12 protein-coding genes are annotated in these 14,216 nt (G+C 70.2%); 5 read left to right on the top strand and 7 right to left on the bottom strand.

What is annotated here, in order from left to right:
* Positions 1 to 25: 25 nt before the first annotated feature.
* The 6 genes from ABD732_RS02115 to nadB form a co-directional block, all read right to left on the bottom strand.
* A complete protein-coding gene (locus ABD732_RS02115; protein ID WP_344780082.1) occupies positions 26 to 2,299 on the bottom strand; it encodes a heavy metal translocating P-type ATPase in 2,274 nt (757 codons plus the stop codon).
* Positions 2,286 to 2,489: a hypothetical protein gene (locus ABD732_RS02110; protein ID WP_344780080.1), complete on the bottom strand. Its 204-nt coding sequence runs from the start codon at positions 2,487 to 2,489 to the stop codon at positions 2,286 to 2,288. Before ABD732_RS02110 ends, ABD732_RS02115 begins: the two co-directional genes overlap by 14 nt.
* Positions 2,486 to 2,689: a heavy-metal-associated domain-containing protein gene (locus ABD732_RS02105; protein WP_344780078.1), complete on the bottom strand. Its 204-nt coding sequence runs from the start codon at positions 2,687 to 2,689 to the stop codon at positions 2,486 to 2,488. Before ABD732_RS02105 ends, ABD732_RS02110 begins: the two co-directional genes overlap by 4 nt.
* A gap of 67 nt (positions 2,690 to 2,756) precedes the next feature.
* Complete coding sequence (locus ABD732_RS02100) at positions 2,757 to 3,047, bottom strand: metal-sensitive transcriptional regulator (RefSeq protein ID WP_344780076.1); 291 nt, start codon at positions 3,045 to 3,047, stop codon at positions 2,757 to 2,759.
* A 119-nt stretch (positions 3,048 to 3,166) separates the two neighbouring features.
* Complete coding sequence (locus ABD732_RS02095) at positions 3,167 to 3,628, bottom strand: hypothetical protein (RefSeq protein ID WP_344780074.1); 462 nt, start codon at positions 3,626 to 3,628, stop codon at positions 3,167 to 3,169.
* Between the two features lie 708 nt (positions 3,629 to 4,336).
* Positions 4,337 to 5,926: an L-aspartate oxidase gene (gene nadB, locus ABD732_RS02090; RefSeq protein WP_344780072.1), complete on the bottom strand. Its 1,590-nt coding sequence runs from the start codon at positions 5,924 to 5,926 to the stop codon at positions 4,337 to 4,339.
* A gap of 196 nt (positions 5,927 to 6,122) precedes the next feature.
* On the opposite strand from nadB, the gene ABD732_RS02085 reads away from it, so the two are divergent.
* A complete protein-coding gene (locus ABD732_RS02085) occupies positions 6,123 to 7,496 on the top strand; it encodes an ABC1 kinase family protein (RefSeq protein WP_425552961.1) in 1,374 nt (457 codons plus the stop codon).
* Between the two features lie 61 nt (positions 7,497 to 7,557).
* Positions 7,558 to 9,171 carry a cell envelope lipid trafficking protein PgfA gene (gene pgfA, locus ABD732_RS02080; protein ID WP_344780068.1) on the top strand — a complete coding sequence of 538 codons (1,614 nt, stop codon included), beginning with the start codon at positions 7,558 to 7,560 and terminating at the stop codon, positions 9,169 to 9,171.
* A gap of 127 nt (positions 9,172 to 9,298) precedes the next feature.
* On the opposite strand, the gene ABD732_RS02075 is transcribed toward pgfA, so the two are convergent.
* Positions 9,299 to 10,966: an FAD-binding dehydrogenase gene (locus ABD732_RS02075; protein WP_344780066.1), complete on the bottom strand. Its 1,668-nt coding sequence runs from the start codon at positions 10,964 to 10,966 to the stop codon at positions 9,299 to 9,301.
* A gap of 240 nt (positions 10,967 to 11,206) precedes the next feature.
* On the opposite strand from ABD732_RS02075, the gene ABD732_RS02070 reads away from it, so the two are divergent.
* From ABD732_RS02070 to ABD732_RS02060, 3 genes are all read left to right on the top strand, one after another.
* Positions 11,207 to 12,166, top strand: coding sequence for an alpha/beta hydrolase (locus tag ABD732_RS02070; RefSeq protein ID WP_344780064.1), 960 nt, complete (start codon positions 11,207 to 11,209; stop codon positions 12,164 to 12,166).
* 128 nt (positions 12,167 to 12,294) lie between these two features.
* Positions 12,295 to 13,314, top strand: coding sequence for a Dyp-type peroxidase (locus tag ABD732_RS02065; protein ID WP_344780062.1), 1,020 nt, complete (start codon positions 12,295 to 12,297; stop codon positions 13,312 to 13,314).
* Between the two features lie 53 nt (positions 13,315 to 13,367).
* On the top strand, positions 13,368 to 14,174 hold the full coding sequence (locus ABD732_RS02060; protein ID WP_344780060.1) for a family 1 encapsulin nanocompartment shell protein: 807 nt from the start codon (positions 13,368 to 13,370) through the stop codon (positions 14,172 to 14,174).
* Positions 14,175 to 14,216: the final 42 nt, after the last annotated feature.

Raw genomic sequence — 14,216 nt, 5'->3', positions numbered from 1 at the left:
AGTAGAACACGTTATAGAACTTGTTCTAGCCGTCGCGGCGATCCACCGGCGCGAAGGCCCGCAACCGGAGGCTGTTGGCGACCACGAACACCGACGACAGCGCCATCGCGGCACCGGCCATCATCGGGTTCAGCAGGCCCGCCGCAGCCACCGGAATCGCGGCCACGTTGTAGGCGAAGGCCCAGAACAGGTTGCTCTTGATGGTGCGCAGCGTCTTGCGGGAGAGCGCGATGGCATCGCACACCGACCACAGGTCGCCGCGGACCAGCGTCAGATCGCTGGCCTCGATCGCCACGTCCGTGCCCGTCCCCATCGCGAGGCCGAGATCGGCGCCGGCCAGCGCCGCGGCGTCGTTGACGCCGTCGCCGACCATGGCGACCACGTGTCCCTCGGCCTGCAGGTCGGCGATGGCCGCGATCTTGCCGTCCGGGGTCACGTCGGCGATCACCCGGTCGATCCCGACCTGGCGGGCGACGTGTTCGGCCGCGCCGAGGTTGTCGCCGGTCAGCAGCACCGGGGTCAGCCCCATCTTCTTGAGTTCGGCGATCGCCGCGGCCGAGCTGGGCTTCACCTCGTCGGCCACCACCACCACGCCCACGGGTTCGTCGTCGCGAGTCACGATCACCGGGGTGCCGCCGGCGGCCTGCGCGGCGGTGATCGCGGCGGTCAGCGACGACCCGAGAGCCGCGGTCACGTCGCGCGGCCCGCGCACCGCGACGGCGGCGCCGTCGACCTGCGCCAGCACTCCGGCCCCGGCCAGATTGGTGAAGCCGGCGGCCGGTGGAACGTCGAGCCCCCGGCTGTCGGATTCGGCGACGACGGCGCGGCCGATCGGATGCTCCGACCCGGCCTCCACCGCGGCGGCCAGCGCCAGCACCTGCTCCTGCGTGACCCCGTCGGCCGGGATCACCCGGTCCACCGCCATCACGCCGGTGGTGACGGTGCCGGTCTTGTCCAGGCAGATGGTGTCGATCCGCCGCGTGGACTCCAGCACTTCCGGCCCTTTGAGCAGAATGCCCAGCTGCGCTCCCCGGCCGGTGCCGACCATGAGCGCGGTAGGGGTGGCCAGGCCCAGGGCGCACGGGCACGCGATCACCAGGACCGAGACCGCGGCGGTGAACGCGAGCACCGGGCCGCCGCCCACGCCGAGCCAGAATCCCAGGACGCCCGCGGCGATCGCGATGACGATCGGCACGAAGATGCCCGACACCCGGTCGGCCAGGCGCTGCACCGGGGCTTTGCCCGTCTGCGCGTCGGCGACCAGTTTGGCGATCTGCGCCAGGGCGGTGTCCGACCCCACCGCCGCGGCCCGGACCACCAGGCGGCCGTCGGCGTTCACGGTCCCGCCGATCACCTCGTCGCCGGGCATCACCTGCACCGGGAGTGATTCGCCGGTGATGATGGCCTGATCGACCGCCGACGCGCCGTCGATCACCACTCCGTCGGTGGCGACCTTCTCTCCGGGCCGGACCACGAACTCCTGGCCGACGGCCAGTTGCTCGATCGGGATCGTCTGCTCCCGGCCGTCCACCAGCACGGTGACGTCCTTGACGCCCACCTCGGCCAGCGCGCGCAGGGCGTCGCCGGCCTTGAGCTTGGATCGCTTCTCGAAGTACCGCCCGGCCAGCAGGAAGGTGGTGACCCCGGCGGCCGCCTCCAGATAGATGTGCGAGGCGCCCTCGCCGCGCGAGGCGATGAAGGTGAAGCCGTGCCGCAGGCCGGGTACGCCGGCGGTGCCCCAGAACAGGGCGTAGACCGACCAGCCGAAGGCTGCGGTCACGCCGACCGACACCAGCGTGTCCATGGTGGTGGAGCCGTGCCGCAGGTTGGTCCACGCGGCCTTGTGGAACGGCCAGGCGCCCCAGACCACCACCGGCGCGGCAAGCGTCAAAGACAGCCACTGCCAGTAGGTGAACTGCCAGGCCGGAACCATAGCAAGCGCGATCACCGGCACCGTGAGCAGCGCCGAGACGATCAGCCGCTCGCGCAGCGAGGCCAGCTCGGTCTCCGCGCGCGAGGGCGCCGCCGCCGTATCCGCGGCGTCCTCTCGGGTGGGCTCCGGGACCGGAGCGGCGTCGTAACCGGCCGCCTTGATCGTGTCGACCAGGTCGGCCGGGGAGACGTCGCCGCCGTATCCGACGTGCGCGCGTTCGGTCGCGTAGTTGACCTGAGCGGTGACGCCGGGCAGCTTGTTCAGCTTGCGCTCGATGCGGTTCGCGCAGGAGGCGCAGGTCATGCCCATCAGGTCGAGATCGATCTCCCGTTCGGGCGCATCGGTGGTGGTGTCAGTGACCGTCATGCCGCACTTCCGTGGTCTGTTCGTTCTGGTGGGTGTCGTGTGTGGGCGCGGTGTCCAGGTCCCAGGGGCCCACCGCCCGGCCGATGCCGAAGGTGATGCCGAGGACCACGCACAGTCCGACGACGAAGACGGCGATGCGCACCGCCGGGCGGGTGAACGCCGCGGAGGCACCTGCTCCCGGCCCGCTCATGCGAGCTGGTAGCCGGCCTCGGTGACGGCGGCCGCGATCGCCGCGCCGTCGAGGTCGGCGGTACTGGTGATCTCGACCCGGCCGGAGTCGACGTCTACCGCGACGCCGGTGACGCCGGGGATCTCCTCGATCTCCTCGCGCACCGACATCGCGCAGTGGTTGCAGGTCATACCGGTGACGGTGACGACGGTGGTGCTCATTGTTCTGGTTCCTCTCTGTGGCGCGGGCCGCGCCCGCGACGATTACTGCACCCACCCGGACGGGCGGTCAGCTCTTGACCAGGCGGGAGATGGCCTTCATGGCCTCGTCGATCTTGACCGCGGCGGCCTCGTCGCTCTCCCGGGCGGCTCCGACGACGCAGTGGTTCATGTGGTCGTTCAGCAGGCCGAGGCTGACCGCTTCGAGGGCCCGCTTCATGGCGGTCACCTGGGTGAGAATGTCGATGCAGTAGGCCTCGTCCTCCACCATGCGCTGCAGTCCGCGGGCTTGTCCCTCGATCCGCTTGAGGCGCCGGACGTAGGCGTCCTTGTCGTCGATGTAGCCGTGGCCACTGCTCATGTGAATCACTCCTCGTCGATACCCTCCCACGGTATCTCCGAGCCTCCGGGACGTCAACCCGTACCCGGTAGGGGTATACGTTCTTGACAAGTCACCGCCGCCCGGCGGGTGCGGAAGGATCAGCGCGGGTCGAGGCTGTCGGCCAACTTGGCCAGGGCCGCGGCGACGTCCTGGAGGGCGTCGGCCACCTGCCGCCGGACCAGGAACTGATCGTCGGGGATCGCCGAGGCCGCCTGGGCGGCGATGGCGGTGAGCCCGGCGACCTCCGTCGCGACCGCGACCGGCACCTCCGGCGCGACCGTCGGCTCCGGCTCCGCCACGGCCCGCACCGCGGTCACCGGCGCGACGACTGTCCGCGGGCGACCGTCCGCATCGATCACCTCGATCAGCGAGGTCCGGGTCGCATCGGCGTAGTCGTTGATCTGAATCATGGAGCCCAGCGCATGCGCACCGACCGTGGGCACGGCGCCGTCACGGCCGAGTGGTGGCGCGTGCTTGCCCTCATGTTTGTCCCGGCCCTTGCGCTTGCCGTCCTTGTCCTTGCCGTCCTTGTCCTTGCCGTCCTTGCCCTTACCGCCCACGTGATCCTCCTCTTGCGTGCCGGCCGCCGGCCCGGACGGCCCGTCGGCCGAGGCCGTCGCGTGTCGGGCCGGAGGCACAGTCGCCGGACGCGGCGGATCCGCGGGCCCGGGCGCCGGAGCGGTTGCCGGAGGGGGTCCGGACCTGCTGCGGGCAGTGGGCATCGGAAACCCCCACCCCGGTGTTGCGGGAGCGGTGCGGTCGGCCGGGAGTCCGCGGCCGGCATACGACGGTCGGGCACGAGCCGGCGTGGGAGCCACGGCCGGGCGGGACTGTGCCGGGCGGGGCTGTGCCGGGGCGGGGCGCGGCGCCGTCACTCCGAACGTATGCGAGCCGCCGTGCCCGTCGAACAGCGTGCACGGCGAGTCGTCGATCGACTTCACCGAACAGGGCGGAAGGTCCCGGCGGGCCTGCGGCGTGCGCGCGAAGTCCCCCCACAGCAACCAGGGGCGGGGCGCGGTGCCGCCGCGGCCGCCGTCGCTGGCATGCGGACCGGAATGTCCGGCCGGGAGTTCACAGCCGATCGGCCAGGAAATCTGCAGTTCGATGCGCAGGGCCGCGCGGTCGGCGGGGCCGGCCACGATCGACGACCAGCAACGATCTCGCTCCATGCCGATCCCCTCGTTTCGCGTGTGATGGCTGCAGTCTACGAATATCCGGCAACAGACACTAGGGAAACACACACGAGCGGAATGGCGCGCAGGCGCGACTCACGCCGGCACCGTGTGCGCTCCGACCGCGTCGGGCACCACCATGCCGTCGCGGAGCACGAACGGCTGCGAGACGGCGGAGCCGGCCGGGTTCGGGTGGTCGCTCCGAAAGTGGCAGCCGCGGGACTCCTCGCGAGCCGATGCCGCCGCCACCACCGCGCGGGCGGTGAGGGTCAGGGCCGCGTCCTCGGTGTCCGGGCGTTCGCGCTGCGGGCGCCCGGGGGCCGCGTCCAGGACCTTCACCACCGCGGCGAGCCCGTCGGCGTCACGGCGCAAGGCCACCCGGGCGGACATGAGGTCTTGCAGGACGCCGCGTTCGGCCGCCGGGCGCTCGGCCGGCACTTCCGCCGGTGCCGCCGGCACGGGCACCGAACGCCGTGCGACTGCAATCTCCGCCGCCCGCCACCCCATCACCAGACCCTCGAGCAGACTGTTGGAGGCCAGCCGGTTGGCGCCGTGCAGTCCCGTCCGGGCCACCTCGCCGGCGGCGAGCAGCCCCGCGACGCCGGTGCGTCCGTGCGCGTCGGTCACCACACCGCCGCAGAGGTAGTGCGCCCCGGGCACCACCGGCAGCCGGCCGTCGTCGATGCGCACGCCCGCCGCGCGCACCCCGGCCAGGACGGTCGGGAACCGGTTCTCGAAGTCGTCGATGGCACCGGCGTCCAGGTAGACGCAGGGAGCGCCGGTGCGCTCCATCGCCGCGGTCACCGCCCGGGCGACCACGTCGCGCGGGGCCAGGTCGCCCAGCGGATGCACGCCGCGGGTCACCGAGTGGCCGTCGGCGTCGACCAGCCGCCCGCCCTCCCCGCGCAGCGCCTCACTGACCAGGGTCCGGCGGCCCCGTGCGCCCGGCACGTACAGCATCGTCGGATGGAACTGCACGAACTCCAGATCGGCCACCGCCGCGCCGGCCTCCAGGGCCAGCGCGATGCCGTCGCCGGTCGCGCCGGCCGGGTTGGTGGTGGCCGCGTACAGGTGCCCCACCCCGCCGGCCGCCAGAAGCACCGTGGGGGCGCGCACGACTCCGTCGCCGGCCGCATCGGCGTACGACACGCCCACCGCGGCACCGTCCGGTGCGGTCACGACCGCGGTGGCGCGGGCCTCGTCGAGCACCGTGATCTGCGCCCGCGCCACGGCCGCCCCGAGTGCCGCCTGCACCTGCGCCCCGGTCGCGTCGCCGCCGGCGTGAATGATCCGGCGGACGGAATGGCCGCCTTCGCGGGTGCGGAGATACCGCCCGTCGGCGCCGGTGTCGAAGCGTGCTCCCCAATCGACCAGCCGCCGCACCGCGGGCCATCCCCCCGCCACGATCTGTTCGGTGGGACCGGCGGCGGTGAGCCCGGCGCCGGCGGTCACCGTGTCCTGGACGTGCAGGGCCACGCTGTCGCCCGGGTCGTCCGGCAGGACCACGGCGATGCCGCCCTGGGCGTAGAACGTCGAGGTGGACTGCTCGCGCTCCTCCGGGCGCCACGACCGCCCCTTGTTCAGCACCACCACTCGCAGGCCCGCTTCAGCAGCGGTGAGGGCCGCGGTCAGGCCCGCGACGCCGGCACCGACCACCACCAGGTCCGCCCGGATCTCCGCGCTCATCGTCCACCTGCCCTTCGCCGCGTACGTCTTCGGTTATCGACCCGCGGTCGAAAACTCGGCGTCCAGCCTACGCCCGCGCGACCGCGCACATGAGCACGGGCACATCCGGTGACTCGACCGACCCGGCGCCGGGCGTCTTGACCCAGGTCACGAAACTCCATTCCCCGGCGAACCCCGACTACACTCCGTAACGGTGATGACTCAATCGCCAGTCGACGACGCCCGGAAGCAGTTGCCGGCGGTCTCTGCGGCCACGGAGGTCACCCGCTTCACCTCCACCGCGTCGCATACCGCCCTCGGCGTCGGACGCTTCCTGTTCAACTCGGCCCGCGGACTGCGGCACGGCCGACTGCCCGGCACCGGCACCGTCGCGCACGAGGTCCGCGTGATCTTCGAGAACCTCGGTCCGACCTACGTCAAACTCGGGCAGCTGATCGCCTCCAGCCCCGGGGTGTTCAGCCCGGAGATGTCCGAAGAGTTCGAATCCCTCCTCGACCGGGTGCCGCCGGCGCCCATCGACCAGATCCACCGGATCGTCGAATCCGAGCTCGGCCGGCCGGCCCGGGAGGTCTTCGCCACCTTCGACGACGAGCCGATCGCCTCCGCCTCCATCGCGCAGGTCCACACTGCGACCCTGCTGAGCGGCGAGGAGGTGGTCGTCAAGGTGCAGCGCCCCGGCATCGCCGACCGCCTGGCCCCCGACGTGGCCATCCTGGAGCGTCTCGCCGGACTGGTGGAGCTGTCCGAATACGGCCGCATGCTCAGCGCCCGCCACGTGGTTGAGGACTTCGCCGACGGTCTCAACGCCGAACTCGACTTCCGCAACGAGGCCACCACCATGGCGGAGTGGTTCGATTGTCTGCAGCCGGGGCCGTTCGGGGACCGCGTGCGCGTGCCGAAGGTCTACCACGACCTCACCACCGCGCGCGTGCTCACCATGGAGCGGATCTACGCCACCCGCATCGACGACGCCGCGGCCGTCCGCGCCGCCGGGCACGACGGCGAAGCCCTGTGCCGCAATCTGCTGCTGTCGCTGCTGGACTCGGCGTTCCACGGCGGCCTCTTCCACGGCGACCTGCACGCCGGCAACGTCCTGGTGGACGACGAGGGCACGCTCGTTCTGCTCGACTTCGGCATCGTGGGGCGCTTCAACGCGCGCACCCGCCGGATCCTGCGGCAACTGGTGGTGGACCTGATCGTCAAGCAGGACTACGACTCCGCCGGCCGCGCCATCTTTCTGCTCGGTGCGGTCCACAAGCCCGGCTCCACCACCAAGGGCGGCGAAGATCTCAAGAAGGTCACCGTTCCGTTGTCGACCACCGAGATGGGCTCGATGAGCTACACCGACCTGGGCCGCCAGCTGGCCGCGGTCGCCAAGGCCCATGACGCGCGGCTGCCCCGCGAACTGGTGCTGGTGGGCAAACAGCTGCTGTACGTGGAGAAGTACATGAAGCTGCTGGCCCCCCGGTGGAAGGCGATTTCCGACCGCGAGATCTACGGCTACATGGCCGGGATCATGAAAGAGGCCGAGCGCGACCGCCGCGCCGACCGGGGCGGACCGGCACGATGAGACCACAGACCTAATAGTCTGAACACCGACAGGACGATCCCAGCTGCTTGGAGCCCGACACATGAGACGATTCTGGATGGCCCTGCTGGCCTTCCTCGGAATCGCGTGCATCGCCGCGGCGATCACCATTCCGACCTACCTGGTCCCGAAGCTCAAGGTGGTGCCGCTCGACCTGGACATCACCTCCGATGCGAGCACCGTCTCGGACGAGGGCCAGGCCGGGGAGCGGTTCCCCGCGGTGATCTTCGATCGCTGCTCGGTGTCCGAATCCAAAGCGGCACAGCTGAACGTGAACCTGCGTCAGCAGCGCCGGTCCATCATCGTCGAGCCCTCCAACGCCGACCAGGCCACCCTGCAGTCCGCGCAGACCGTACTGATCGAGCGCGTCGAGGACGCCGACGGCGCTGAGACCACGCCCACCGTGGCCGCGGCCGGCGACGAACGCACCTGCTCGGACGGTCTGCTCACCGCGAACATCGACCGCGTCTCGGTGGACCGGCAGACCTCGGCGCCCAACGGGGACGTCAGCTCGCTGCAGTTGGAGGCCGACCCCGAGGGCGTGCCCGTGGAAGACGTCTCGGTCCGACTCGACGACCGCAAGGGTTTCCAGTACAAGTTCGGCTTCGGCGTGCAGCAGCGCGACTATTACTACTACGACCTGAACACCCGCCAGGACACCGTCGCCAGCTTCGTCGAAGAGAAGACGATCGACGGCCTGGACGTCTACCACTTCAAGACCGAGGTCCCCGAGACCGATCTGTCCGACCTGCCGAATCCGCAGGACGAGGCGCCGCTGGGCACCATCTTGAACATGCCCGCCAAATGGTGGGGCATCAGCGGCCGCGGGGTCCGGGCCAACGACCTGATCGAGATGCACCGCTTCGGTGCCGCGGTCCGGCACGTCTACGTGGAGCCGGTGACCGGCACCATCGTCGACGGCTACGAGGAGCAGCACCAGTACTTCCGCTCGGTCGACGACAGCGAGGATGCGCCCGCCGCGATCCGCGACTTCCGGATGGATGCGCTCAAGGCCAACTTCAAGTGGTCCGACACCACCGTCTCCCAGCAGGTCGCGCGGGCCGACAAGTATGTGGGCCAGCTGCGCTGGGGCGGCACCTACGTGCCGATCATCCTGGGTGTGCTCGGCGCCCTGTTCCTTCTCGGCTGGGGCTGGCTGTTCTTCCGGGGCCGCAAGGACGACGCCGGAACCCCGGCCGACCCCGACACCCCCGATGACGGCACGCCGGGCGACCACGACTACCGGCCGGCCGCTGCCGGCGCGGGCGCCGCGGCGGCAGGGGCGGCTGCCGCCCCCACCGAGTATCTGGGCGATGCCGAGCAGACCACCGAGTTCGGCGGCGAAGCCCCACTCAGGGCCGACGAGTACTGGGCGCCCGGGGCGGCCGGTGAGCAGACGACGGGACTGCCGCCGATCGACCCGACCGCCGACACCGTCGCCTTCGAGCCGCTGCCGGATCTGACCCTGCCGCCGATGCCGGCCGCGCCGGCCGACGACTTCGGACCGCTGGATCTCCCGGACCTGCCGGATCTCCCGGACCAGCCCGCCGAGCAGACCGGAGACGATGAGTTCTGGGCCAACCCGCTCGGCGACACCGATTTCCGGGACAATCCGTTCGGGGACGACCAGCGCGGCCGGCACGAGCGGCCGGACTGACACTCCGGTTCTGCGCGGCCGGATCGTTGAGGCGCACTGACCGCGGCCGCACGCGCAGCCACTTCGGGTACGCGCAGACTGCAGTCTGCGCGTACCCGAAGTCAGTGCGCGGGGACTTCTCGGGCGGTCAGGTGTTGCGGGCCGCCGCGCGCCCGGCCGCCCGGCCGGAGAAGATGCAGCCGCCCAGGAAGGTGCCCTCGAGCGCGTTGTAGCCGTGGACGCCGCCGCCGCCGAAGCCGGCGACCTCGCCCGCCGCGTACAGCCCCTCGAACACCTGACCGTCGGGCCGCATCACCTGCGAGTCGAGATTGGTCTCCAGCCCGCCGAGCGTCTTGCGGGTGAGGATGTTCAGGCGCACCGCGATCAGCGGGCCCCGCTCGGGATCGAGGAGCCGGTGCGGCTTGGCCACCCGGACCACCTTGTCGCCGATGTAGTTCCGCGCGTTGTGCATCGCCATGATCTGCGCGTCCTTCGAGTACCCGTTCTCCACCTGCGTGTCACGGGCGGAGATGGTGCGCTCCAGGTCCTGCAGGTCGATGTGACCGCCGCGGCCGATCTCGTTCATGCCGGCCACCAGCTCGGGCAGGGAGTCGCGCACCACGAAGTCGATGCCGTGATCGACGAAGGCTTTGACCGGCCCGGGCATGCCCTTGGCCAGTCGGCTCTTGGCGGCGGTCTTGAACGACTTCTCGGTGATGTCCGGATTCTGTTCCGACCCCGAGAGCGCGAACTCCTTGGCGATGATGTCGGCGGTCAGAATGAACCACGAGTAGTCGTATCCGGTCGCCAGGATCGCCTTCATCGTGGAATTGGTGTCGAAGCCGGGGAAGTTCGGTGCGGGCAGCCGGTTGCCGTTCGCGTCGAGCCACAACGACGACGGTCCCGGAATGATCCGGATGGCGTGATCGGGCCAGATCGGATCCCAGTTGTGGATGCCTTCGGTGTAGTGCCACATGCGGTCGCGGTTCACCAGGTTGGCGCCGGCGCCCTCGGCGATCTGCAGCATGCGCCCGTCCACGTAGGCCGGGACTCCGGCGATCATGTGCTCGGGGACCGGGCCGAGCCGCTCGGTCGGCCAGTTCTCGCGCACCATCTCGTGGTTGTGCCCGATGCCGCCGGTGGTGACGATCACCGCGCCGCCGCGGATCTCGAAGTCACCGGCCTCGGTGCGCGAGGTGGCGATGCCGCGGTCGGCCTCAGTGGGTTCCAGGACGGCGCCCCGCACGCCGACCACGGTGTCGTCGTCGATGACGAGCTCGTCCACACGGTGCCGGAACCGGAACTCCACGAGCCCCTGCTTCTCGGCCTCCAGCACCGGTTCGGCGAAGATCCGGACCACTTCGGGGCCGGTCCCCCAGGTGAGATGGAAGCGCGGCACCGAGTTGCCGTGCCCGTCGGCGAAACCGCCGCCGCGCTCGGCCCAGCCGACCACCGGGGTGAATCGGAGTCCCAGCTGGTGCAAGTAGTCGCGCTTGATGGTGGAGGCGAAGTCGACGTAGGCCCGTGCCCACTGCCGCGGCCAGTAATCCTCGTCCTCGCGGTCGAATCCGGCCGAGCCGAGCCAGTCCTGCAGTGCGAGCTCCGGGGAATCCTTGATGCCGAGACGACGCTGTTCGGGGCTGTCGACCAGGAACAGTCCGCCGAGTGACCAGAAGGCCTGTCCGCCGAGGTTGTTCCTGTTCTCCTGGTCGACGACGATAACCTTCTTGCCGGCTTTGACCAGCTCGTACGTGGCCACCAGACCCGCCAGACCCGAACCGACGACCACCGCGTCGGCCTGACTTTCCTCGCCCACAGCAGATTCCCTTCCCCGAACGTCACCGGGCGCACGCATGTGGCCCGCCCCACAGCCTAATCGCCGCCGGATGGGTCACACTCTTTTGCGGGTCCGTTATCCGTCCGTTACTCTTCGAGTCGAAGGAAGTCCCCGGGTCCTTGTACCCTGTGATGGCGCGCCGTTCCGGCGCTCTGGAACGTCGGGGTTTCACCACACGACCGAGACCGCCCACGGTCAAGATCGCCCTAAGGAAGATGTATGTTCTCCAGCGTCCGTAAGCGCATGCTTGCCGCTGCTCTCGCCACCGCCACCGCTTTCGGTGCCGCGGCCGTCGTCGCTCCGTCCGCGCAGGCCGCGCCCGGCTGCAACGTGGAGCAGGTCCGTTCCAATGCGATGGGCCGCAGCGTTCCGGTCTGCATCATCAGCGCCGCCGGGAACAACAACCCGACGCTCTACCTGCTCGACGGTCTCCGCGCCCCGCGCAACAACAGCGGCTGGCTGATCGAGACCAACGTCGCCAACTACATGCAGGGCAAGCGCACCAACGTCGCCATCCCGTTCGGCGGAGGCGGCAGCTTCTACACCGACTGGGAGCAGCGCGACCCGGCCCTGGGCAACAACAAGTGGGAGACTTTCCTCACCCGCGAGCTCCCCCGCTACATGAAGGCCCGTCACGGCTCGGACAACCGCCGCAACGGCATCGCCGGTCTGTCGATGTCGGGCACGTCGGCGCTGAACCTGGCGTCGCGCCACCCGAACTTCTACCGGGCCGTCGCCTCGTACTCGGGCTACCCCACCGTCACCATGCCGGGCTTCAACCAGGGCATTCAGGCCTCGGTCGCCGAAATGGGCGGTAACCCCACCAACATGTGGGGCATCTGGCCGGCCGGCCAGTGGGCCGCCAACGACCCCTTCCTCAGCGCAGGCAACCTCGCCGGCAAGCACGTCTACGTCTCGTCCGGCACCGGTGTCGGCAGCCGCTACGACAGCACGCTGACCCCGGGCAGCGCCGGCTTCAACCCGGTCAAGTTCGCCCAGATGGTGCCCCTCGAGGTGGCCGCGTCGACCAGCAGCCAGCTGTACATCGGCCGCCTGGCCACGGTGCCCGGCGTCCGCCTGACCACTCACATCAGCCCCGACGGTGCGCACTGGTGGGACTACTGGCAGTCGCGCTTCAAGGAGTCCTGGACCAAGACCTTCCGTCCGGCGTTCTTCTGACGCCCGAGCCGCAGTCCAACCGGGACTGACTGCGGCGCAGGACCGAACAACGGCTGAGGCCGGGCTATCGCAGAAGATAGCCCGGCCTTAGCCGTTTCTGCCGGCCCGGCCCGGTTAGGCTGGTGGGCGTGGCAACCGGACAGACGATAATCACCCGCAAGACCCGTTCGGCGATCTTTCTGACCCTGTGCATCAACCCCGGCGGCGAAGAAGGCGTGCGCGACGGCCTCGAGAAGATCGGGGGCCTGACCACCGCGGTCGGTTCCCGCGCCCCCGAGGCTGCGCTGGCGGCGATCGTCGCGATCGGCTCGGACGCCTGGGACCGCCTGTTCACCGGGCCGCGCCCGGCGCTGCTCACCCCGTTCACGCAGTTGGAGGGCCCGGTGCACACCGCCCCGGCCACTCCCGCGGACATCCTGGTGCACATCAAGGCCGACGACATGGGTCTGTGCTACGAGCTGGGCCGCCAGCTCACCGAGGTCTTCGGCGACGCCGTACGCACCCAGGAGGAGGTCCACGGCTTCCGGTACTTCGATCTGCGCGACCTCACCGGGTTCGTGGACGGCACCGAGAACCCGGTCGGCCAGGACGCCATCGATGCGATCACCGTCGGCGACGAGGACCCGGCGTTCAGCGGCGGCAGCTACGTCGTGACCCAGCGTTATGTGACCGACTTCTCGGCCTGGGACGCGATCTCCGTCGAGGAGCAGGAGAACGTCTTCGGCCGCACCAAACTCGACAACATCGAGATGGACGACGATGTGAAGCCGGCCAACTCGCACATCGCCCTCAACGTCATCGAGGACGCCGACGGCAACGAGATCGACATCGTGCGAGACAACATGCCGTACGGAGCCATCAACGGCAGCGGCGACAAGGGCACGTTCTACATCGCCTATTCGCGCGGTCCCGAGGTGAGCGAGGAGATGCTGCGCAACATGTTCCTCGGCGACCCGCCCGGCAACTACGACCGCCTGCTCGACTTCACCACGGCGGTGTCCGGCGCCCAGTTCTTCGCCCCGCCCGCCGAGTTCCTCGAAGAGCTGCCGTCGGCCCCGCCGTCCGCCGTCGCGCCCGAGCCGGAGCCCGGCCCGGAACCGGTCGCCGACGGTTCGCTGCGCATCGGCAGTCTCCGCAGGCCCGACTGACCGCGCGGCACCCCGTACCGCACCACCCGCCACCCACCACCAGAGGAGCCACGATGAACAATCTGCACCGCGAACTCGCCCCCATTTCGTCCGCCGCCTGGGCCGAGATCGAAGAGGAGGCGAGCCGGTCCTTCAAGCGCAACAGCGCCGGCCGCCGCCTGGTGGACGTGAAGGGCCCGCTCGGCCTGGACGTCGACTCGGTGACCCTGGGTCGGCGCGCCAAGATCGACTCCCCGGCCGACGGGATCCAGGCCTACATCCGCCAGGCGCAGCCGCTCGTGGAGTTCAAGGTGCCGTTCTCGGTCTCTCGCGAGGCCGTCGACAACGTCGACCGCGGCGCCCCCGACTCCGACTGGGATCCGGTGGTGCGCGCGGCCAGCGAACTCGCCCGCGCCGAGGACAAGGCGATCTTCGAGGGCTTCGCGTCGGCAGGCATCACCGGCATGACCGAATCCGCCAAGCAGGAGGCGCTCACGCTTCCCGAGAACGTGGTCGACTACCCCGAGGCGATCAGTGCGGCCATCAACCGCCTGCGCCTCAACTCCGTGGACGGCCCGTACTCGCTGGCGCTCAGCGCCGACCTGTACGCGGAGGTCAACGAGACCGTCAACGACGGCTACCCGGTGCGCCAGCACGTCATGCGGATCCTCACCGACGGCGACATCATCTGGGCCCCGGCGATCAGCGGCGCCGTACTGGTGAGCACCCGCGGAGGCGACTTCGAGCTGTCGATCGGCCAGGACGTCTCGATCGGCTACGACTCGCACGACGCCGACGTGGTGAACCTGTACTTCATCGAGTCGTTCACCTACCTCACCTACACGCCCGAGGCCGCCGTGCCGATGCGCGACAAGAGCTGACGGCCCGAACACCGCAAGCGCCGCCGCATCCGACCGGGTGCG

Source organism: Gordonia caeni, assembly GCF_039537105.1.
Classification (GTDB): domain Bacteria; phylum Actinomycetota; class Actinomycetes; order Mycobacteriales; family Mycobacteriaceae; genus Gordonia; species Gordonia caeni.
The sequence above is the reverse complement of the archived record's forward strand: the minus strand, read 5'-3'. Positions and strand labels throughout refer to the sequence as shown.